Raw genomic sequence first — 22105 nt, forward strand, 5'->3', positions numbered from 1 at the left:
GTTCAATGCTTAGAACGGGCGCGGCGTTGCCCCTCCCCGCGCGCCCCCCATGCTGCTCGGGTGGATCCCCTGCCCGCCAGCGCCCCCTCCGGCATCCCGTCGAGGGACCGCATTCCCCTGCTCCAGAAAATCATGTTCAGCGCGGGCGGGACGACCGATTACTTCGCCACCGGGCTCGTGACCTCGGTCCTCTGGATGCCCTACTTCAACATCGGCCTCGGCCTCAGCCCGGCCCTCCTCGGCATGGCCCTCATGGTCCTGCGCGGCTGGGACGCCTTCGCCGACCCGGTGATGGGGAACATTTCCGACAACGCCCGGACCCGCTGGGGACGGCGGCGGCCCTTCATGGTCGCCGGGGCGATCGCGACCTCCGGCCTCTCCCTCCTCCTCTGGCGCCTCCCCGAGGGCCTCGGCGAGCACGGGAAGATCGCCTACCTCATCGTCGTCGGGATGGTCTTCTACGCCGGGTTCAGCTGCTGGGCGATGCCCTACTACAGCCTCCAGCTGGAGCTGACCCCCCACTACGACGAGCGGACCCGGCTGAGCGCGTGGATGGCCCTCTTCAGCAAGTTCTCCGGCCTCCTCGGCGGCTGGACGATGGCGCTCCTCACCTGCTCCTGGTTCGCCGATCCCGTCACCGGCAAGGCCGACATCGTCCACGGCGTCCGCGCCTGCAGCGGCTACATCGCCGCGCTGATCCTCGTCATGGGCCTCCTTCCCGCCCTCTTCGTGAAGGAGCGCTACTACCAGGCCGAGACCCGCCACCAGGCCCGCGACCCCTTCTGGAAAAGCATCGGGGAATCGGCCCGGTGCGGCCCGCTGTGGTGCCTCATCGGGATCTCCTTCTTCCTCCTCCTCGGCGGCGGCGCCGTCGGGACCCTCGGCCAATACCTCAACATCTACTACGTCAACGGCGGGAAACTCGCCCACGCCTCGGTCATCGGGGGTTGGATCTCGAGCGTCACCTTCCTCACCGGGATCGTCGCCATCCCGTTCTGGACCTGGGTGAGCGAGCGGCTCGACAAGAAGGTCGTCCTCGCGATCCTCCTCGGCGGGAGCATGGCGGGCCACCTCCTCAACGTCGTCTGCCTCCAGCCCGGGAAGCCCTACCTGCAGGTCATCCCCGCCGTCTTCAGCTCGATGATCGTCTCGGCCGTCTGGCTCTTCATCCCCTCGATGAAGGGCGACGTCGCCGACTACGACGAGCTCCGCAGCACCCGCCGCCGGGAAGGCTCCCTCAACGCCTTCTTCTCCTGGTTCATCAAGGCGGCCCTCACCGGCGCGGCGGGCCTCGGCGGCCTCCTCATTCAGCTCTCCGGCTTCAGCGCCGCCCTGCCCGAGCAGCCTCCCGAAGTCCTCCAGCGGATGCGGCTGATCTTCCTCATCCTCCCCCTCGCCGTCTGGAGCGTCACCCTCCTCTTCATCTGGTACTACCCCCTCGACCGGAAACGGATGGCCGAAGTCCGCGCCGCCCTCGAACGCCGCCGCGGCGTGATCTAGAACCTTCCCCCCTCCCCCCTCATGAACCGCTCCGCCCTCGTCCTCGCCTCTTCCTTCCTCCTCTTCGCCGGAGCCTCCCTCCCGGCACAGGAAGCGACGCCCGCGCCCTCTCCGTCGCCCTCCGCCCCCGCCGCCCTGCCGTTCCCCAATGCCGACTTCGAGGCCGGGCTCGACGGCTGGACCCTCGGCAAGGACGACGAGACAGCCGGGATCAGCCAGGTGAGCGCCGAGGCGGCCCACGAGGGCAAAGCGGGACTCCGGGTGAAGCAGGCCGCCGACGGCCCCGGCTCGTGGCTCGAGAGCCCCCGCCTCGCCGTCGAGGGGGGAAAGCGTTACCGCATCGCCTACTGGGCGCGCTGCGTCGAGGAAAGCGGCGTCGGCCTCTGGATCCAGTTCTTCGACGGCGACAAGAAACCCATCAAGCCAGAGACCCCCGGCGATTTCATCTCCCTCGTCCCGCCCGACGCCCGGGAATGGCATCCTTATACGTTCACCGTGACCGTCCCGAAGGAAGCCGCCTTCCTCTCCCTCGCCATCCACGCCTTCAACAAGCGCCCCACCGTCGCCGACTTCGACGACTTCTCCGTCGCACCATTTTAAGCCACCCAAGCGCCCCTATCCCAATAGGAGTCTAGGCGTATTGGTACTGCTACCCCTTCAGTACGTATCCTCGGACGCTCGGGAAGCAGCGGATTTTAATCCAGTGAGGGAGACGAGGCGCAGCGGAAGCGCGTCCGCCTAGTTCAGGCCTTCCGAAAGGGAGGTCACGGAGGGGCGGAGCCCCTCTGTGGCTATAAAGCGGATTACATCCAGCTGTACGGGGTCGACCGCGCAGGTCCCGAAGGGCCGCCCCTCCCCCGCGCCCCCCCCTACTGCATCACCCTCTCCACCTGCTGATCAAGAATCTCCCCCGTATACCGATCGATCGCGATATGCAGCCAGAACCGGTGCTCCCCCTCGACCTGGAATTGGTCGAGGCGCGTCGCCCCCGGGGGATAGCGGCCCGCCTGGGCGACCATGTCGATGAAGAGGTTCCACGTCCGCGTCTGCGAGACGTCGGCGAGCGCCCGCGTCGCGCCTTCCCGCAGCGCCTTGACGTTCCGCTCGTCGGTCGTCGTGTAGTTCGCCGCGGTGAGGCCGGAGACGAAGCGGGTCGCGATCTGGTCCCGCCCGGCGATACCGTTGGTCCCGGCGGTGAAGGTGACGAGGCTCGCGGCGAGGGTCGACGGCTTGGAGATCGCGTTCGTCGCGGCGAGGCTCGCCAGCGAGTTCCGCAACAGGGCTTCGACGGCGGGGGCGGGGGCCTTGTTCGGGTTGATCCGCCCCCGGGCGACCGAATCGGCCGACTGGCTGACGGTGAAGTAATCGAGAAGGCCCGCGTCGGCGCTGTTCGCGGTGAAGAGGTCGAGGGTCCGCCACGGGTAATCGCGGTTCACGTAGCCGAGTTCGCCGACGCTGGCGAAGGGCCGGTTCAGGATCACGGGCCGGTCGGCGACCCGCGTCGTCGAAAGGGCGTAGGGATCGCCCTGCCAGGCGTTGGCCCCCGAGGGGGCGGCGGTGCCGAAGGCGCCGCTGTCGGCCATCCGGGCGACGCCGTCGGGATCGGAATAGGCGGCGGCCTTCGTCACATCGGCGCGGGCGAAGCCCGACTGGTTGTTGTTCCGCATCAGCGAGGCGGGCGCATAGGGCGGGCCGAAGCCGTACTGCGCCACCTGGGGTCCCGTCCGCCCCAGCGTCTGGCTCCCCGCGTCGGTCGCCGCCGACCAGGGGGAGGAGTTGAGCCCCGTCCCCCATGTCGAGGGCCCCCGGAGCACCGATTGGGTGAAGTTGTAGCGGAGGGAACGGGGATCGGGGACTTCCCAGAACGCCTTGTAATAATAGACCAGGTTGCCCGGATCGGAGGTCGTCATGTTGCTGATCGGAATCGGCGCGGCGGTCGTGCCCGGCCCGCTCGTCGGCACCTTGCCGAGCCCCCCGGCGTAGAAGCCGCCCGACTTGGCCATCCAGGTCTGCGGATCGTTGATGCCGGTCAGGAAGTTGTAGGGAATCCAGAGGCCGTTCGGGTTCTGGAATTCGAGGACGACGTTGAAGGGGTGGGTCGGGCTGAGCTGCGCGATCGTCTCCTTCGTGTTCGCCCAGAAATTGACGATGCTGCAATAGTTGTCCCCCCCGGCGGTGCCGATGAACTGGTCGCTCGTGTAGGTCGGGCTCAGTTTCAGGTCGGGGAGGCGGAACGCCGCGTAGGTCGCCACGCCGCCCAAGCCGTTCGGCGCGGAGACCGTCGCCCAGGTCAGCCCCGCCGGGGTGCCCGCCGTCGTCACGGAATCGACGTCGCCCGGCAGGGGAACATGGGGATCGACGAAGCCGTTCACCCCGTTTCCCGCCCCCGAGGAAAGGGTGACGGTGCTCGAAAGATTCCAGCGTCCCCCGGGGATATTTCCGCCGTTGATCCCGGTGTTCTCATAGACGGTCGTCGCGCCGCCGGGGAAGCCGAAGAAGAAATTCCCGACGGAGACATTCCCCTGGAGGCGAAGGCGGACGGGCGGGCGGCTGACGAGGGCGCCCGATCCCTGGTGGGGATTCCAGAGGCCAAACATCATGTAGGTGGCGAAGGCGCTGGTGTCGTCGGGGCTCGTCCCGCCCACCGCCGTCATCATGCTGAGGTAGGGAAGGTTCGCGATGCCGACGGCCTGCCACGGGACGCTCGGCGTGTAGGTGACGTTGTTGAGCCTGATGTTCGGCTGGGCGTATTCGAGGACGATCGGGCAGCCGTCGGCCTGCACCTGGCTGAGGATCGAGGCCCCGATGCGGAAGAGGTGGAGGAGGACCGAGGTCTCGTGGAAGGTGAAGGAATTGAGGGTGCTCCCGGCGCCCTGCCCGAGGGTGCCGTGGAGCTCGCTCCCGAGGGAGCCGTTGAGGATCCCGGCCTGGAGGAGCTCGAAGAAGTTCGCCTCGCGCGGCCTCGACTCGGCGGCGACCTGGGCGAGGGTCTTGATCGCCGACTGCTCGACGGCGGCGAAGGGAAGGGTCGAGCCGACATACTTCCACACGCCGGTCGGCTTGTCCCATTTCAGGCCGAAGCAGGCCTGGATCGCGTCGTCGGTGATCCCGGCGGCGGGGCCCGACGAGGTGATCCAGCGGAGCCGGTCGAGGGGGAAGCGGGTGTAGACGACCGGATCGCCCGCGACGACCTTGTAGGTCGTCGCCGAGCCGGAGACGGGGTAGTTCGTGAGAGTGGCGGCGGCGGTCCTCCGGATGAGGGGGGCGAAGGCGTTGGTCGCGTTCGACGAGGCGGCGAGGGAGGCGTAGTTCGGGTTCGGCGTGATCCCGACGGGATTCTGCGGGAGCCACGCGGGGGCGTTCCGCTCCCGGCTGAAGACGGTGAGGTTCGTCAGCATCGCGGTGGTCAGCCCGGCGGTCCCCTTCTGCGCCGCGAGGATGAGGTCCTGGCGGCTGAGGAAGGTGGTGTCCCCGTTGGTGATGCTGCGGAAGCCGTTCGTCGCGGCGAAGTTCGTGACGTAGGAGAGGTAGGAGGCGGCGGAGACGGCGGAGGCGGCGTTGCGCCAGGCGGTGAAAGTCTTCGGGTCGATGCCGATGGCCGAGACGTCGGCCCCGGCGAGGGCCCCCTTCAGCGCCACCGCCTGCGCCGGGGGGATGGCGTTCGTCGGATACCCGGCGACGGTGATGTCGAGGAGGCCGCTGGTGTCGTAGACGGCGTAGGCGAAGCGGCCGATGGCGAAGTTCGTGTTGGAGATGGCGCTGTTGTTGATCGTCCCGCCGGCGGAGCCGAAGAGGGCCTGCGTCCCGTCGGTGGGGCCGCCCCGCGTGACGACGACCCACGCCGGGAGCGCCTTCGTCGAGGGGAACGTCCCGAGGCGGGGATCGCCCCACCGGGTGATCCCGTAGGAGCGGCCGTTGAGGGAGGCCGTCGCCGTGCTCACCGTCGAGGCGACGAGGGTCCCCTTCGCCCGGCTGCCGGTGAAGAACGGCGCGTTCGTGCTGATCTTGACGAGGAGCGGCATGGCCGAGTTCGTCCCGAGGGGCTGGGGGGAGAGGTTGGCGGCGGTGACGTTGAGGTAGAGCGGCTTCGCGGGGTAGGTGAGGTCGGGGAGCTGGTCCTTGCCCATCTCCTGGCGGAGCTGGGAGATCACCATCTCGAGGCCCGCCATGCCGATCTCCTCGGCGCGGAGGGACTTCGTGTAGTTGGCGCTCGCCTGGTGGTCGAGGCTGGTCCGGCTGACCAGCGCGACGAGCATCACCGAAAGGATCGCGAGGAGGAAGAGGGTGACCAGCAGCGCCATGCCCCGCCGCCCCCTTTTCCGAAGGGGCGGGCGGCGATCAGAAGACGGGCGAAACATAGACGAAACGCTCGAAGATCAGGAGCCCGCTCGAAAGCGTCGCGGGATAGGAGGGCCAGTCGAACGAGGCCCCGAGGGCGTCCTGCCAGGCTTCCTTCACGGCGTGGTCGGCCGGGGCGGTCGAGGCGAAGACGGCCCGCAGCGCGTTGAGCCGCGCGGGGGTCATCTTCCTGAGGCTCTCGTCGTCGACCACGGCCATCGTCACGCCGATGGCGCGGAGGGGGTTGTCGACCGTGTTCGCATACTTCGCCTGGATCGTCCCGTCGGCGAGGAGGAAGCGGACCTGGAGGCCGACGACGCCGTTCGCCGTGTCGCTCGGCTTCACGAGGGAGAGCTTCGGGAGGGTCGTCGCCTCGCCGAAGGAGACGTCGCCTGACTGGGACTTGTCCCAGCCGATGGCGAGGTCGCTCCGCTGGAGGGGGCTCTCCGCCGAGGTGGTGTCGATGGCGTATTGGACGAGGGCGAGGTTCCGCGTCGCGGTCGCGCCGACGCCGGGGCGCTGCGTGTAGAAGGCGATCAAGGTCTGCCCCCCGGCGGGATAGAAGGCGAGGTCGCTCCGGTAGAGGCCCGCCGCGAGGTCCTGCGAGAAGAGGTCGATCAGGGCGCGGGCCTTCGTGAAATTGTTGATCCGCCGCTGGACGACCTGGCTGGTGAGGGAGGCCGCGCCCATGACCTGCGCCAGGAGCGTGGTGATGAGCGCCAGGATCGTGACGGCGACGAGGGTCTCGACGAGGGTGAACCCGGCCGCGCCTTTCCCCCGGCGCGCGCGACGGAGGCCGGGGCCGCCGGGGCGGGACTCAGGGAAGGGGGATGCAGCTGAAGAATTCATAGGTCTTCGCGTTGGGGCCGGTGGGATCGGCCTGGGGCGGCCAGCTGAGGAGGAGGTAAACCATCGAGACGCCGGTTCCCGTCACGGCGTTGGTCCCCGCGCTGCACCGGATGCGGAAGGCGGCCTTCGCCGGGGTGGTGAGGGTGCCGTCGGCAGAGACGTACTTGTCGGCCCCGGCATAGGCGTCGCCGTAGGAGCGGGCGAGCGCCGAGGCGGGAATCGCGAGGGTCGACATCGTCCCGTTGGTCCCCGAGGGAGAGGCCCGCCGGGCCGAGAGGATGAGCGAGGCGAGATTCGCCGCCTCGATCTTTTCCCCCGACTCCTTCGAGTCGTGGAGGCCGATGGTGAAGAGGGAAAGCAGGGCGATGAGCGCGAACGAGCAGATCCCGAGGGCCAACGCCACCTCGACCAGGCTGAAGCCCGCTCTGATTCGTATTTCGCTCATTGTCGTTTTACTCGAGTACATCATTGCTCTAAAGCCCGCTTTTGCCACGACCGGCGATATACTAAGCATAGAACGCATTCCTACCTAGGAAGCGAGCGGAACGTCGGGAAAAGCTTGCGGCCCCTTAAATATCCTTATGTTTCACGGAATGAAGTACTTGTTTCCTACCGGTCCCTTTGCTTTGGTACACATTGAGGATCATTCCACGGCAATTAATTGATTATAAGAGTACAAGGTACATGAAAAAATCCACGGGGGCCCTTCGCGGGCAGAGCCAGTTGGGGCAGCTGGCCGGTATCTTGATGCTCGGTCTGATGACCGGCCTGAGCCTGACTCCATGGGAGCTGCGAGCGAACCCCACCGGGGGCGACGTCGTCAGTGGCACGGCCAACATCAGCAGCAGCGGCAACACATTGACCGTCGTCAACAGCAACGGAGCCGTCATCAACTGGCAAGACTTCAGCATCGGGGCTGGGGAATTGACCAAATTCATCCAGAGCGACGCCAACAGCACCGTCCTCAACCGCGTCGTCGGGACCAACCTCTCCCAGATCTACGGCACGTTGAGTTCCAACGGCAAAGTCTTCCTCATCAACCCCAACGGCGTCATGATCGGCGCCACCGGCATCGTCAACACCGCCGGGTTCATGGCGAGCACCCTCGACATCAACAACGCCGACTTCATCGCCAACAACGGGAGCGGCGCGATGCACTTCGTCGGCAATAGCACCGCCGCCATCACCAACCTCGGCACCATCAACGCCGTCGGTGGAGATGTTTACCTCATCGCCAAACACATCGACAACCAGGGCACCGTCAACGCCAGCGAAGTCGCGGGCAAAGGCGGCCTCGTCGGCGTCTACGCAACCGACGAACTTTATCTGACCACCGGCGTCCCCGAAGGCGGCCTCGTCCGCGTCGGGAGCGGCAGCCTCAGCAGCGGAGCCGGCACCGGCATCAACAACAGCGGCCTCATCAACGCCGTCCAGGCCGACCTCAAAGCCACCGGCAACCTCTACAGCCTCGCCATCAACAACACCGGCGTCGTTCGTGCGACGGGCGCGAGCGTGAAGAGCGGCGTCATCCATCTCGGCGTCCTCGGCGGGAGTGGGAAGATCGTCGCCGCTGGCGAGATCCATGCCGACGGGGCCGCCGGTTCGGGCGGCGGCAAGGTCGACATCAAGACCGACGACGACATCGACGCGACCGGCCTCATCACGGCGAACGCCACCGATGCGGGCGACGGCGGCACCGTGACGATCATCGCGGGCGGCACCACCCTCTTCTCGGGCCGGATCGAGGCCAAGGGCGCGGGCGCGACCGGCATCGGCGGCGACGCCGAGGTCTCCGGCGCAAACCTCCTCGTCCGGGGGGGCCTCGCCGACCTCCGGGGCGACGGCGGGATCGGCAACCTCCTCTTCGATCCCGGCTCGATCGAGATCCTCGCCAGCGGCACCCCCGACGGGGTCAACACCTTCCTCGCCTCGGCCCTCGGCACCCAGCTCTCCACCGCCAACGTCACCCTGACGACCTCCTCGGCGACCAACGGCCAGACCGAGATCATCACCCTCGATTCGGGCGCGACGATCTCCTGGAGCACCAACACCACCCTCACTCTCAACGCGGGGAGCGACATCATCATTGAGGGGAACATCGCGAACACCGGCAACGGCAACGTCGTTCTCCATGCCGACACCGGCGCAACGGGGGCCGGCGCGGTCGTCATCGACGGCACGATCAGCGTCTCCGGCACCAGCGGGACGGTCAAAGTCTATTACGACTCGGGGAACTACCTCAGCACCTACGCCTACAGCGCCAACGTCAGCACCGGGGCCGCCTCGAACTTCACCGCCTACATGCTGGTGAACAACGCCACCCAGCTCCAGCAGATGGCGACGGCCGTCAATGCCGGAGCGAACACGACCAGCTACGCCCTCAACGCCAACATCGACGCCAGCGGCCTCTCGGGCTTCACCTCGATGGGAAACAACACCTACAGGTTCAGCGGGAACTTCGACGGCCTCGGCCACACGATCAGCAACCTCACGGTCAACCAGTCGGGCGTGAACTACGTCGGCCTCTTCGGCTACGTCAGCGGCGCCAGCGGCAGGGGCCGGATCGAGAACATCACCCTCACCAACGTCAGCGTCACCGGCACCAATTACGTCGGCGGCCTCGTCGGCTACAACAATGGCGGCACCGTCAGCAACGCCGCCGCGAGCGGCACCGTCACCGGCACCAACTACACCGGCGGCCTCGTCGGGGAAAACAACATCGGCGGCGTCATCACCGGCTCCCACACCAACGTCGTCGTCACCGGCGTCGGCTTCATCGGCGGCCTCGTCGGGCAGAACGACTACACGGTCGACAAGTCCTACGCTCTCGGTGCCGTCAACGGCACCGGCAACTCCGTCGGCGGCCTCTCCGGCAGCAACAACACCACCGCCACCATCAGCAATTCCTACGCGACGGGGAATGTCACCGCCGGCAACAACGCGGGCGGCCTCGTCGGGACCAACGGCTATCAGGCCTCGATCACCTCCTCCTACGCCACCGGCACCGTCACCGCCACGGTGGCCGACGGCGTCACCGCGTCGGCGGGCGGCCTCGTCAGCTACAACAACCAGGGAACCATCACCGATTCCTATGCCACCGGCAACGTCTCGCTCACCAGCACCCAGACGGGGACCAGCGACAACAACTTCGCGGGCGGCCTCGTCGGCCTCAACAACAACGGGACGATCACCCGCACCTACGCCACCGGCAACGTCTCGATCACCGTCCCCAACGTCGGCAACAGCGCCACCTACAACTACAACTTCGCGGGCGGCCTCGTCGGGGGCAACGGGGCGAGCTACAACGGCACCACCTTCGCCGGCGGCACCATCACCGCGAGCTACGCCACGGGCAACGTGACCGACACGACGGCGTATGGCTCGACGAATTGGAGCGGCGGCCTCGTCGGCCAGATGTACAACGGCACCCTCAGCGCGAGTTACGCCACGGGCAACGTGACCGACGTCGCGGGCGATATCGCCTCCGTCGGCGGCCTTATCGGCGGCATCATCGGGGGCACCGTCACGACCTCCTACTCCACCGGCACCGCCTCCTCCGCCGCCTCCACCCCCGCCTACGGTCTCACCAGCTATGTCGGCGGCCTCATCGGAAACCGCAACGGCGGCACGGTCACCTACAACTACTGGAACACCGACACCAGCACCCTGAGCACCGGCATCGGCAGCGGCACCGCCACCGGCGCCACCGGCCTCACCTCGGCCCAGATGCTCGTCTCGACGAACTATTCCGGAAGTTTCCTCACCGCGTGGAACATCATCAGCGGCGTCACGAATCCCTACCTCCAATGGCAGACCGCCCTCTCCGGGGCGACCGATCTCGGCAGCCTCGGCGCCGTCGTCGTCTACTCCAACGGGGCCGCCCAGACCAACGCCACCGGGTACCTCGGCAGCGGGCAATACACCCTCATCGTCAACGCCGCCCTCAACGGCAAGACCGTCGTCGTCAGCAGCGCCGCGACGACCGCCGCCGCCGTCGGCAGCGTCTCCGGGGCCTCGGGCGGGAGCTTCGACCTGAACAGCTTCACGATCAGCGCCGCCAACGGCTCCAACGGCACCCTCGCCACCGCGCTCAGCCAGGTCTCCGGCCTCTCCGTGTTCTACAGCGCCTCGGGGAACAACCTCACCCTCTCCACGAACATCACCTTCGGCCTCGGAACCGGCTCCGTCTACACCCTCGACGGGAACATCAACAGCGCGACGAACACCGCCGTCCGCCTCTCCTCCGGCACGCTGACCGTCGGCGCCGCCTCGACCGTCACCGCCACCTCGATCACCCTCACCGGCGAGACGATCACCGCGCCCTCGGCCCTCACCCTCACCGCCACGGCGGGCGGCATCTCGATCTCCGGCTCGACGATCACCGCCTCCACCGACCTCACCCTGAACGGCACGCGGGCGGGCGGCGGCTCCAACAGCGTCACCGGCGTCTCGATCTCGGCGTCGACGCTCTCGACCTCCGCCGGGACCCTCTCGATCACCGGCACCGCCGGGAACGTGACCGGGGGCAACTACGGCTCCAACGGCCTCGTGATCCAGACCAACTCGACCCTCAGCGCCTCCGGCACCGGCTCCGTCTCCCTCACCGGCACGGGCGGCTCCTCCTCCGCGGGCAGCTCCTACGGCATCTCGCTCTCGAACTCGACCGTCTCGACCGCGGCGGGAACGCTCACCGTCAACGGCACCGGCAATGCGTCGAACACCACGAGCGGCCGCTCCTACGGGATCTACTCGAACACCGGCACCTTCACCACCACCACGGGAGCCATGCACTTCACCGGCCTCGCCGGTTCCGGCACCCAGTCCTACGGCATCCAATTCGAGTACTCCTCCCTCACCTCGACTAGCGGCGGCAGCTTCAACCTCTCCGGCACCGGCGGCCAGGCCAACGGGGCCTCGATCGGCTCCCACGGCATCTCCGTCCACGGCACCACCGCGACGACCTCCGGCAACGTCGTCCTCAACGGCACCGGATCGACCTCGACGGGGGCCTCCGGCACCTCCTTCGGCATCGATCTCTTCGGCTCCGACGTCGCCAGCTCGATCACGGTCAGCGGCACCGGTTCCCTGACGCTGAACGGCAGCGGCGGCGCGGTGACCGGGGCCTCGGGGATTTCCTACGGCGTCACGCTCGACTCCTCCTCCGTCTCGGTCAGCGCCGGCACCCTCACCCTCACCGGCGCCGGCGGCGCCGCCTCCGCCGGGACCTCCTACGGCATCTCCGCCACCCTCGGCACCCCGTCCCTCACCAACGCCACCGGGACGACCCTCCTGACCGGGACCGCCAGCCTGAGCGCGACCACCGCCTACGCCCTCTACGCCACCACCGCCAACGTGAACCTCGGCACCGGCGCGGCGACCCTCACCGCCACGGGCGGCGTCAACCTCGCCGGTTCGACCGTCACCGGCACCGGCCTCCTCACGATCCTCGCCGCCAACAACGCCCTCCTCTCCCTCGGCACCGCCACCAGCGGCGCGTGGCTCACCTCGGCTTCCGGCCTCGCCACCCACACCGGCGGCATCCTCCTCGACGGCTCGACGGGCGGCATCTACGTCGCTTCCAACACCAGCCTCACCGGCAACGTGACGCTCAAGGGCGCGATCAGCTCCTCCGGCGGGGCGACGGTCACCGCCTCCGTCCTCAACCTCAGCGGCACCGGCGCGGTCACGATGAGCCTCTCCGGCACCACCTCGATCGTGAACAACCACACCGGGGGTGCCGTGACCCTCTCCGACACCGCCGCCAACGTCACCCTCAGCGGCAGCAGCACCAGCGCCGCGACCCTCAGCCTCACCGGGGCGACCGCCATCACCCTCGACAACGTCCAGGGCAACGTCACCCTCACCGACACCGTCTCCACCACGATCGGCGGCTCGGTGGCCGGGAACCTCGACGCCACCTTCGCCACCACCACCTCCGTGACCCAGACCGCCGCCCTCAAGGTCGGCGGCAACCTCACGGTGAGCGAATACGGCGACTTCCTCCTCACCAATACGGGCAACGTCTTCGGCGGGACGGTCACCATCAACAGCCGGGCCCCCTACTACAGCTACGGATTCCACGTCATCTACGGCAGCAAGGCCGGCCAGACCGCCGGCTACACCCTCACCTTCAACGGGGCGACCGCGACGACCGCCGCCAACACGGGCCTCAACGACATCACCGTCGGCTCCGCCACCGTCGCCACCGTCGCCGTCACGGACGGCGTCCTCTCCACGGCGACGAGCAGCGCGGCCTCGAACGGGCAACCCTCCCTCGTCATCGACGCGGGCCTCGGCAGCCCTTCGGCCAGCACCGCGGCGACGACCTCGGCTGCCGCAACGACGACGGCGACCATCGTCACCGTCGTGAACAAGTTGACGACCGACACGACCTCGAGCACGACGACGATCGTCAGTTCCACCCCCGTCGTGAAGACGAGCGACACGAAGCCCGACGCGGTCGAGAGCAGCAGCGGCGATTCGGGGAGCGGCAAGGCCACCGACGACGGCAAGAACGACAACGGCAAGAAGAGCGGCGCCCTCGGCAACAACGCGCCGCCCTCCGGCAACGTCCCCGGCGGCGGCAAGGAAACCGTCATGGGTCCCGGGACCCTCGCCGCGATCGGCGCGAACGGCATCAACGCCGGAGGCGGAGCGCCGCCCCCCCCGCAGCTCGATCGCGGCCTCTCCCCGGCCTCCCGGAACGACCTCCACGGCGCGATTTTCGGACAGTAGGACCATAGAACCAGGACACCTGCGGCCCATGCCCTCCGCCCATTCCTCGCACGATCCCCTCCACGGGGTGACGCTCGAGCAGATCGTGACGCGGCTGGCCGCGGCCTACGGCTGGGAGGAGATGGGGAAGCGGATCGCCATCCGCTGCTTCAACTACGACCCGAGCGTCAAATCGAGCCTCCAGTTCCTGCGGAAGACCCCCTGGGCGCGGACCAAGGTCGAAGACCTCTTCCGCGACCTCGTCTGGGAGGAACAGCAGCAGCGGGAACGAGAGAAAAAGGCGGCCGCCCCGGACGGGGGCCAGTCCGCCGCTTGACCCGGGCTCGCGGAATCCCTTTCGCTTTTCCCTCCGAAATGGGGTATGTTAGGGAATGAAAACCATCAAACGGATGAGGCTTCCGTTGGTCCTGGGAAGTCTCGCCCTCGCCTGCTTCCTCGGCTCCTCTCCGGCGGCGCAGGCCGGCGTCCACGTCGGCGTCGGGATCGGCGTCGGCCCCCCCGCCTACTACGGTCCCAATCCCTATTATGCCCAGCGTTACTGGGTTCCCGGCTATTGGGAGATCCATCGCGGGGAGCGGGTCTGGATTCCCGGCTACTGGGCCTATAGCCAGCCCCCGCCCGATCCCTACTACTACGGCGGCCCCACCGTCATCATCGGCGGCGGCGGGCATTGGCACGGCGGCGGGTACCACCATGGCGGCGGCCACCACCACTAACGCGACGCGTTAGCGGCGACCGAGGAGGCCCAGGGAAAAGCGAGGTAACGCAGTTCCCGGGTCTCCTTCAGCACGAAGCCCTCCTCGCGGAGCCCCTGCGCCACGGCGACCATGTGCATCGCCCCCCACGGGACGGCGATCGCGTCGGTGCCGGGGAGTTCCTCCCGGATCACCGCGAGGAGGTGGGCGCTCCGCCGCGTGTCGATGTCGTAGAGCAGCTGCTGGAGCTCCGCGGGCGGCACCTGGAGCCCGCGCATCTTCGCCACGGTGAAGTTCTGGAAGAGGTCGCTGATCCGGTTGACGAGGACGATGCTCGTCGGGGAGAAGTCGGAAAGATCGACATCGGCGTTCTGCTGCCGGGCCGTCTGCGGGACGAAGGCGTCGGCCTGCGAGGCGAGCTGGAGCTTCTTCGCCGCGTGCCGGTAATCGAGGCCGCGCGAGCGGAGCTGCTTCTTCCGGTCCTGCAGCCCCTCGGTCAGGATCAATTCCTCCGGCGGGATCGCGGCGAGGACGTTCCGGTAGAAGACGGCGTCGGCGACGTGGATCATCGGATAAAGATCGATCCGCTTCCCGTCAGCCTCCCGCGTGTAGGTCTGCGCCCGCATCGTCAGCCCCCCGGGATGAAGCGCCATGAACGGCCCGAGCGGGCTCCGGGAGAGGCCGACCCCCGCGCAGAAAACCGTGAAAAGAACCGCTCCCACCGCGAGGAGGCCGCTGACCGCGAGGAAAAACGCCGGATTCCACCACGTGAAGGCCTGGCCGGTGATCCGCTCCCCCGGGCAGAGCGGCCACGACCAGAGCGCCCCAGCCCCCTCGCCTCCCTTCACCGCCTTCAACACGGCGAGGCCGAGCCCCCCCTGGACGAGGGAGAAAACCAGATAATACCAGGCCGAACCCGAGGCCAGATGGCCGGTCCAGCACATCCGGTACAGCTCCCCCAGCAGGGCCGCCACGTAGAAAAAGAAGAGCGGGTAGGCGAGCCGCTTCGGGATCATGGGCGTGAGCCCCGAGAGCCCGTAGGTCACGGCGGCGGCGAGGAGCGCGACCAGCGAGAGGAGCCCCGAGAGGCTCGAAAGGAAGGAACTCCCCGCCAGGGAAAACGCCGAGGCGACGATCGAGAGCGCCGCGTCGGCGAGGAAGAGCGCGAGCACCCAGCCGCAGCCGCCCGCGATCGCCGACCGGAGGCCGCTCTCCCTTGCCCCGGGAGCCCCGAAGATCGCCTCGTTCGCCGCCGCGCCGGCACCTTCGGAATGTTCCGTGCTCATCAGGGCCCCACCCTGCGCCGAACCGCCCCTTTTTTCAAGCGAACCATTCCGCCCGAAAGGAGGGCGCGGCCATCGACTTTTTCCGGAACGAGGCCATAGTGGAGGGATGATCGAAGCCGCCCCCCTTTACGCCCTCATGCGGCAATCCCAATACCAGCCCCTCGACCGGAAGGGCCTGGCCCGGAAACTGAAGGTGCGGGACGAGGAGACGGCGGCCTTCTTCGCCCTCCTCGACGCCGAGGAAAACGGGGGCCGCCTCGTCGCCGTCCGCAACGGCCTCTACTGCCTGCCCGAACGGCTCGGCCTCGTCGCGGGCCGGATCACCGTGAACGAGCGCGGCTTCGGCTTCGTCGTCCCCCACGATCCCGACCATCCCGACGTCTACATCGGGGCCGAGGACATCGGCGTCGCCATGCACCACGACCAGGTCCTCGTCCGCCTCAACACCCCGCGCGGGCAGAAGTCCGGACGGAACGGGGGCGGCGGACGCAAGGCCGGATCGGAAAAGCTGAGCGGCCAGGTCATCCGCATCCTCCAGCGGGCGCGGACCCAGCTCGTCGGGACGTTCGAGCGGGCGAAGGTCGCCTACTACGTCCGCCCGGACGACTCCCGCATCCAGCACGACATCATCGTCGCCCCGCCCCGGCAGAAGATCCCCCTCGGCCACAAGGTCGTCGTGAAGCTCAAGGAATGGACCTCCCCGAAGGAAAGCCCCGAGGGCGAGATCACCGAGGTCCTCGGCCCGCCCGACCAGCCCGGCATCGACCTCCTCTCGATCATCCGCAAGTTCGAGCTGCCCGAGGAATTCCCCGCCGCCGCCCTCGCCGAGGCCGACCGCATCCCCGACACCGTCCAGGAATCGGACCTGAGGGACCGCGAGGACTTCCGCCGGGACTTCGTCCTCACCATCGACCCCGACGACGCGAAGGACTTCGACGACGCCCTCTCCTACCGCCTCCTCCCCGACAACGTCCTCGAGGTCGCCATCCACATCGCCGACGTCTCCCATTATGTCCGCCCCGGCAGCCCCCTCGACATCGAGGCGCGGAAGCGCGGCAACAGCGTCTACCTCGTCGACCGCGTCATCCCGATGCTCCCGGAGAAGCTCAGCAACGGCCTCTGCTCCCTCCGCCCGAACGTCGACCGCCTCGTGAAGACCGTCGTCGTCCGCCTCGATCCGCGAGGGAAAGTGCTCGGCACCCGCTTCGTCCAGGGCGTCATCCACAGCCGGATGCGCTTCAGCTACCAGGAAGCCTACAAGCTCATCAAGAAGCCCGTCGGCCTCATGGGGAAGCACCTCACCGTCCTCGGCACCATGGCCCAGACCCTCCGCAAGGCCCGCTTCGCCGACGGCGCGCTCAACCTCGAATTCACCGAGGTCAAGGTCCGCCTCGACGAGAAGGGGAAGCCGGTCCGCCTCGAAAAGGTCGAGAACGACGCCTCCCACCAGCTCATCGAGGAATTCATGCTCCTCGCCAACGAGCTCGTCGCGAAGGAACTCCGCCGGGCGAACCGCCCCGCCCTCTACCGCGTCCACGAGAACCCCGAACCGGCGCGCCTCAACGACTTCCGCGCCCAGGTCCTCACCCTCGGCATCCAGGTCGGCGACCTCACCCTGCGCGGCGAGATCCAGAAACTCCTCAACCGGATCGCCGGGAAGGCCGAGGAGCCGGTCATCAAGACCAACCTCCTGAAGTCGATGAAGCGGGCCGTCTACTCCGAGCAGCCCCTCGGCCACTTCGGCCTCGCGAAGAAGAACTACGCCCACTTCACCTCCCCGATCCGCCGCTACGCCGACCTCGCCATCCACCGCGCCCTCTTCGGCAAGCCGCAGCCCCTCCCCCCCGGCCTCGCCGACGCCCTCTCGGCCACCGAGCGGACCGCGAGCGACGCCGAGAAGGAATCGGTCATCCTGAAGAAGCTCGAATTCTTCTCGCTCCGCGCCCAGGCCTCGACCAAGGAAGTCTTCCCCGCCCTCGTCCTCGAAGTCCGCAGCGGCGGCCTCCTCGTCGAGCTCCCCGACTTCCTCGTCACCGGCTTCGTCCGCATCTCCGAGATGCAGGGCGACTTCTACGACTTCGACGCCGCCCGGCAGGAACTGCGCGGCGAGAAGAGCAAGGCGAAGGTACGGACGGGCATGCGCATCGGCGTCCACGTCGTGAACGTCGACCTGGGGCGCAGACTCGTCGACTTCGGAACGACGAAGCAGAAGCTGCTGACGCCGCCGGGGAAGGTGGGGTAGGGGCGAGACGTTTGGGAAAAAAGCGCGTTCTGCGGGCTGTCGTCGGAACGCCCTTCGGGGCTTGCGGGGTCGACCCTGTACAGCTGGAGGCGATCCGCTTAACGCCACAGAGGGGCTCCGCCCCTCCGTGACCTCCTGTTCTGAGGGCCTGAACTAGGCGGACGCGTTCCCCCTGCGCCTCGTCTCCGAACTGTTTTAAAATCCGCTGCTTCCCTGAGCGTCCGAGGGTACGAGCTGTAGGGAGAGACGGGGCCAATACGCCTAGACTCCTATTGGGAGACGGCTCTATGGGAGATCAAGCCACTTGGCCCCTGCATCGAGCCTCGACTTCCCGGTCCCTCTTCCTAGGGTTTCAGCTTTTCCATGAGCTCTTCCCTTTCCGACACGAAGAACAATCTCCTCAGCGGTCTGACCGTCGCCCTGGCGCTGGTGCCGGAGGCGATTGCTTTTGCCTTCGTCGCCCATCTTCATCCGCTCGTCGGCCTCTATGCGGCCTTCATCGTCTGCCTGATCACGGCGGTCTGGGGCGGGCGGCCGGGGATGATTTCGGCGGCGGCGGGCTCGCTGGCGGTCGTCATGGTCGACCTCGTCGTCCGGCACGGGGCCGAATATCTCTTCGCGACGGTGATCGTGATGGGGGTGCTCCAAATCCTCTTCGCCCTCTTCCGGCTCGGGAAGTTCATCCGCATGGTTCCCCATCCGGTGATGCTCGGCTTCGTGAACGGCCTTGCCATCGTGATCTTCCTCGCCCAGTTCGGCCACTTCAAGGTGCGCGACGCGGCGGGCGCGGCGGTCTGGATGACGCCCCACCAGATGGCCGTCATGGCGGGCCTGATCGCCGTGACCGTGGCGCTGGTCTACCTCATCCCGCGCGTGACGAAGGCGGTCCCCTCGGCGCTCGCGGCCATCGTCCTCGTCTCCCTCCTCGTCGCCGTGGCGGGCATCCCGGCGAAGACGGTCGGCGAGATGGCCTCGATCCGGGGCGGCTTCCCGCCGTTCCATCTCCCCGCCGTGCCGTGGAATCTGGCGACCCTTTGGATCGTCCTCCCCTACGCGGTGATCCTCTCCCTCGTCGGGCTGATCGAATCGCTGCTGACATTGAACCTGATCGACGAGATCACCGGGACGCGGGGCCGCCCGAACCGGGAATCGCTCGCCCTCGGCGCGGCGAACGTCGTCGCCGGATTCTTCGGCAGCATGGGGGGCTGCGCCCTGATCGGCCAGAGCATGATCAACGTGACCTCGGGGGCGACGCGCCGCCTCTCCGGCATCACGGCGGGGCTCCTCCTCCTCGGCTTCGTCCTCTTCGCCTCGTCGTGGATCGAGAGGATCCCGGTCGCCGCGCTGGTGGGGGTGATGTTCGTCGTCTCGGCGAAGACCTTCGCCTGGGCCTCGCTCCGCATCTGGAGGAAGGTACCGCACCACGATTACCTCGTGATGGTGCTGGTGACGGTGGTGACGATCTTCACCGACCTCGCCGTCGCGGTGATCCTCGGCGTGATCCTCTCGGCGCTCGTCTTCGCCTGGGAACACGCGAAGGAGATCCGCGCGACGAGCCGCGTCGAGGCCGACGGCACGAAGGTCTACGAGCTGACCGGCACCCTCTTCTTCGCCTCGGCCTCCCGCTTCCAGGAGCTCTTCTCGCCGAAGGAGGACCCGCAGGAGATCGTGATCGAGTTCCGCCGCGCCCGCGTCGCCGACCATTCGGCCATCGAGGCGCTCGACAGCCTGACGGCGAAGTACGAGGCGCTGGGGAAGCGCCTCCACCTGCGCCACCTCAGCCCCGATTGCCGCGAGCTGCTGACGCGGAAGGGCGTCATCGAAACCGACCCGGCGGGCGACCCCCATTACCGCGTCGCCGACGACCAGCTCGCCTGAAACGAAAAATCCCGCCCTTGGAAAAGGGCGGGATTTTTTTCACCGGGAGGGCGTCGGCCCCGGGTCTAGCGATAGACCCAGTGGCCGGGGACCCACTCGCTATGGTGGTGGTGGCGGACCCAGTAGCCCGGGACCCACTCGCGTTGGGCGTAGTAGGGACTCGGGCCATAGTAACCTGGGCTTCCCACCCCGATGCCGATGCCGACATGGACCCCCGCTTCGGCCTGCGGCGCGAAGCCGACCAGGCAGAGAGCCAGGGCCACGATCGGAAGGATCAGGAGGCGTGAGGTTGTCTTCATCTTGGTTCTTGGGTTGGGGTTGGGTTCAGGCGTCCGTTGCCGCGAGCCGGACTAGGGAGTGACCGTGGTTTCCCGCGTCGTCGTCGTGGTGGTGCTGGCGACGGGTTCCGGCTTGTCCTGGCGGACGACGGTCACCTTGCGGTCGCTGTCGTAGGCCGAGGAAGGGCGGGTCGAGGCGATCAGGGTGCCGCCGGGGCTCTTGATCTTGTATTCGTCGCGGACCGGCGTGGAGCGGACGTCGGAACCGGAGAGGTTCGTGAGGTGGCCGACGACGTCGCCGTCGCTGTCATAGACCTTGCCGCTGGCGCGGACCGTGAGGGCGTCGCCGTCCTTCAGGCCGCCGCTCTCCGCCTTGCGGATGTAGAAGGTCATCGGGGCCTTCACGATAACCGTGGTGGTCTGGACGGTCGTCACCGGCGGGGGGACGGGCGGGGCGGGAGGCTGCTGGGTGGTCGTCGTGGTGGTGGTCGACGACGTTTCCTGCGCGAGGGCGAAGCTGGCGCTGGCGGCGACGAGGATCGCGCCGAGGAGGTAGGTGGTGGTGATTTTCATGGCTTTGGTGGGTTGGGGTTTGGGGGTTGGATTGTTTCTGATGAATTTCTTTTAGGAACCGAACGAGCCGGTCTTTTCCTTCATCTGGTCGTTCTTGAAGACGATCTTCACTTCGGAGGAATTATTCCGGTAGATGTAAGTCGTCTGCGTGCCGCCGACGATCGGGATCGCCTCGGTCTTCGACTCCGAGGGTTCGCCCAGGATGCTCTTGACCATCGCGGGAGACATGTCGGTCTGGACGCGGTCGAGGTTCGCCTGGGTGAGGCTGGTGCCGAAGATCGAGGTGGCCGCCTTGCCGGGCGGCTGGTCGCAGGCGGCCAGCGGGAGGACGGCGAGGAGGCAGAGGGAGAGTTTCAGGAGATTTTTCATGATGTGGGAAACGGGATGGGGGGTTTTGGGGACGAAGGCGGGGACTAGAGGATTCCCAATACGGCGAGGATGATCAGGATGAGGAGGAGGAGGCCGAGGCCGCCGCTCGGGTAGTAGCCCCAGCTGGAGCTGTAGGGGAAGATCGGGAGGGCCCCGAGGAGGAAGAGGATCAGGAGGATCAGGAGGATGGTGCGCATAGGTTTCTTTCGTTGGCGTTGAATTAAGGGGACTTCGGGGGCGGCCTTTTCTCGTTGGGTGAATCGACCGTCACCATTAGGAGTGCTTCGGCCATGCCACAATGGGACGGTTTTTTCCTTAAGCCCTCGGTGCCAGCATCTTTAAAGGGCAAAATGCACGTGGCACGCCAGGGGCCGCTTTTGTCGTACCCGGCGGAATGGCCGCATTTTGCATGAGGCGAATCGACATTTTGCAAACAACCGCCCGCCTCGTTTTGCATGATCGGGAACCTCCTCTGAAGGGAACGGGGGAAACGGGGCGATGGCACGGTGCCTGCACCTTTCTTCCAAAAGGAACCCGGGCGGCGGTGGAGGGAAGAATTCCCCCCCGACGCCTACCCACCCATAGGAGAAAACCATGAATGCGAAATTGAAACTGCTGAGCCTTGTCCTGACCCTGAGCGCCATCACGGCCTTTGCCGGAGACGGCAACAACGATCCGAAGGACTTCCACCACTCGTTGCTCTCCCAGAACGTCCAACCCGATTATTCCTACTTCCGCGCCAACGAATGGCAGGTCGACGCCTTCGGCGCCTATGCGGTCGCCGGGAGCGGGGTGATCAACTCGGGCGGCGGCGGCGGCGCCGGGGTGAATTACTTCTTCAGCCGCTACATCGGCCTCGGCCTCGAAGGAAGCGGCTTCGACGGCGGCTCGACGGTCGACACCGTGAGCTCGGCGACGCTGAACCTGATCGCCCGCTACCCCATCGAGTCGCTCCACATCGCTCCTTACGCCTTCATCGGCGCGGGCGGGAACTTCATGACGAACGACGAGCAGGCGACGGGCGACCTGGGCGTGGGCGTCGAATGGCGCTTCACCCGGAACTGGGGCATCTTCACCGACGCCCGCTACGTGGTCGCCGACGACACGAACAACTACGGCCTCGCCCGCCTCGGTGTCCGGTTCGCCTACTAAATCGACTTAACGCTTTGTTCCTCATCGCGCCGAGGTGCGATGCCCCCGGGTTCCTCCATCGTGAGGGACCCGGGGGATTTTTTTTGCCCTGAAGCGGAGAGAGGGAGGACTTTCTCCCCTTGCCTGAAGACCTCAAGGAAGAGCGATAGGAAGGAGGCCAAGTTCCCCTGCCGATCGACGGACGAGCCGCCCGCAGCAAAGGAGGAGGGA

At 67.3% G+C, this 22105-nt stretch carries 16 protein-coding genes; 8 read left to right on the forward strand and 8 right to left on the reverse strand.

The genetic code is table 11. From position 1 onward, the window contains the following. The first annotated feature begins 60 nt into the window (after positions 1 to 60). Entirely contained in the window at positions 61 to 1500 is a 1440-nt protein-coding gene (locus tag BLU04_RS02165) for an MFS transporter (RefSeq protein ID WP_197673003.1), read from the forward strand. Between the two features lie 21 nt (positions 1501 to 1521). Then, positions 1522 to 2100 carry a carbohydrate binding domain-containing protein gene (locus tag BLU04_RS02170; RefSeq protein ID WP_093281644.1) on the forward strand — a complete coding sequence of 193 codons (579 nt, stop codon included), beginning with the start codon at positions 1522 to 1524 and terminating at the stop codon, positions 2098 to 2100. Positions 2101 to 2369: 269 nt separating this feature from the next. On the opposite strand, the gene BLU04_RS02175 is transcribed toward BLU04_RS02170, so the two are convergent. From BLU04_RS02175 to BLU04_RS02185, 3 genes are read right to left on the reverse strand one after another with little or no spacing between them, the layout of a single operon-like run. After that, positions 2370 to 5801, reverse strand: a complete 3432-nt coding sequence (locus tag BLU04_RS02175) for a hypothetical protein (RefSeq protein WP_093281647.1) — start codon at positions 5799 to 5801, stop codon at positions 2370 to 2372. Between the two features lie 37 nt (positions 5802 to 5838). Then, positions 5839 to 6687 (reverse strand): prepilin-type N-terminal cleavage/methylation domain-containing protein, encoded by an 849-nt coding sequence (locus BLU04_RS02180; protein WP_093281649.1) that lies wholly within the window; start codon positions 6685 to 6687, stop codon positions 5839 to 5841. Then, entirely contained in the window at positions 6656 to 7132 is a 477-nt protein-coding gene (locus BLU04_RS02185) for a hypothetical protein (RefSeq protein WP_157895037.1), read from the reverse strand. Before BLU04_RS02185 ends, BLU04_RS02180 begins: the two co-directional genes overlap by 32 nt. Before the next feature lie 239 nt (positions 7133 to 7371). Between BLU04_RS02185 and BLU04_RS02190 the strand changes: the two genes are divergently transcribed. The 3 genes from BLU04_RS02190 to BLU04_RS02200 are packed head-to-tail and all read left to right on the forward strand — an operon-like array spanning position 7372 to position 14138. Then, positions 7372 to 13422 carry a filamentous hemagglutinin N-terminal domain-containing protein gene (locus BLU04_RS02190; protein ID WP_093281654.1) on the forward strand — a complete coding sequence of 2017 codons (6051 nt, stop codon included), beginning with the start codon at positions 7372 to 7374 and terminating at the stop codon, positions 13420 to 13422. Between the two features lie 28 nt (positions 13423 to 13450). Further along, entirely contained in the window at positions 13451 to 13738 is a 288-nt protein-coding gene (locus BLU04_RS02195) for a VF530 family protein (protein ID WP_093281657.1), read from the forward strand. Positions 13739 to 13793: 55 nt separating this feature from the next. Further along, a complete protein-coding gene (locus BLU04_RS02200) occupies positions 13794 to 14138 on the forward strand; it encodes a hypothetical protein (protein WP_093281659.1) in 345 nt (114 codons plus the stop codon). Here BLU04_RS02200 and BLU04_RS02205 read toward each other — a convergent pair. Continuing rightward, positions 14135 to 15403 carry a hypothetical protein gene (locus tag BLU04_RS02205; protein WP_093281661.1) on the reverse strand — a complete coding sequence of 423 codons (1269 nt, stop codon included), beginning with the start codon at positions 15401 to 15403 and terminating at the stop codon, positions 14135 to 14137. The genes BLU04_RS02200 and BLU04_RS02205 overlap by 4 nt on opposite strands. A 106-nt stretch (positions 15404 to 15509) precedes the next feature. Here BLU04_RS02205 and rnr point away from each other — a divergent pair, with 106 nt between their 5' ends. Then, the gene (gene rnr, locus BLU04_RS02210) at positions 15510 to 17645 is read left to right on the forward strand and encodes a ribonuclease R (RefSeq protein ID WP_093281663.1); all 2136 of its coding nucleotides are present in this window, start codon (positions 15510 to 15512) and stop codon (positions 17643 to 17645) included. A gap of 363 nt (positions 17646 to 18008) precedes the next feature. Further along, positions 18009 to 19523: a SulP family inorganic anion transporter gene (locus tag BLU04_RS02215; RefSeq protein WP_093281665.1), complete on the forward strand. Its 1515-nt coding sequence runs from the start codon at positions 18009 to 18011 to the stop codon at positions 19521 to 19523. Positions 19524 to 19588: 65 nt separating this feature from the next. Here the strand turns inward: BLU04_RS02215 and BLU04_RS02220 are convergent, their stop codons facing one another. Genes BLU04_RS02220 through BLU04_RS02235 form a run of 4 tightly spaced genes read right to left on the reverse strand, consistent with a single transcriptional unit; the run spans position 19589 to position 20940 of the window. Next, positions 19589 to 19822 (reverse strand): YXWGXW repeat-containing protein, encoded by a 234-nt coding sequence (locus BLU04_RS02220; protein ID WP_093281668.1) that lies wholly within the window; start codon positions 19820 to 19822, stop codon positions 19589 to 19591. A gap of 51 nt (positions 19823 to 19873) precedes the next feature. Beyond that, on the reverse strand, positions 19874 to 20374 hold the full coding sequence (locus BLU04_RS02225; protein ID WP_093281670.1) for a hypothetical protein: 501 nt from the start codon (positions 20372 to 20374) through the stop codon (positions 19874 to 19876). A 51-nt stretch (positions 20375 to 20425) separates the two neighbouring features. Continuing rightward, positions 20426 to 20743 carry an outer membrane protein assembly factor BamE gene (gene bamE / locus BLU04_RS02230; protein WP_093281673.1) on the reverse strand — a complete coding sequence of 106 codons (318 nt, stop codon included), beginning with the start codon at positions 20741 to 20743 and terminating at the stop codon, positions 20426 to 20428. Between the two features lie 44 nt (positions 20744 to 20787). After that, positions 20788 to 20940 (reverse strand): DUF3309 family protein, encoded by a 153-nt coding sequence (locus BLU04_RS02235; protein ID WP_093281675.1) that lies wholly within the window; start codon positions 20938 to 20940, stop codon positions 20788 to 20790. Positions 20941 to 21337: 397 nt separating this feature from the next. On the opposite strand from BLU04_RS02235, the gene BLU04_RS02240 reads away from it, so the two are divergent. Further along, positions 21338 to 21895 carry a hypothetical protein gene (locus BLU04_RS02240; RefSeq protein WP_093281677.1) on the forward strand — a complete coding sequence of 186 codons (558 nt, stop codon included), beginning with the start codon at positions 21338 to 21340 and terminating at the stop codon, positions 21893 to 21895. Positions 21896 to 22105: the final 210 nt, after the last annotated feature.

The organism is Verrucomicrobium sp. GAS474 (assembly GCF_900105685.1).
In the GTDB taxonomy this organism is placed as follows: Bacteria; Verrucomicrobiota; Verrucomicrobiia; order Methylacidiphilales; family GAS474; genus GAS474.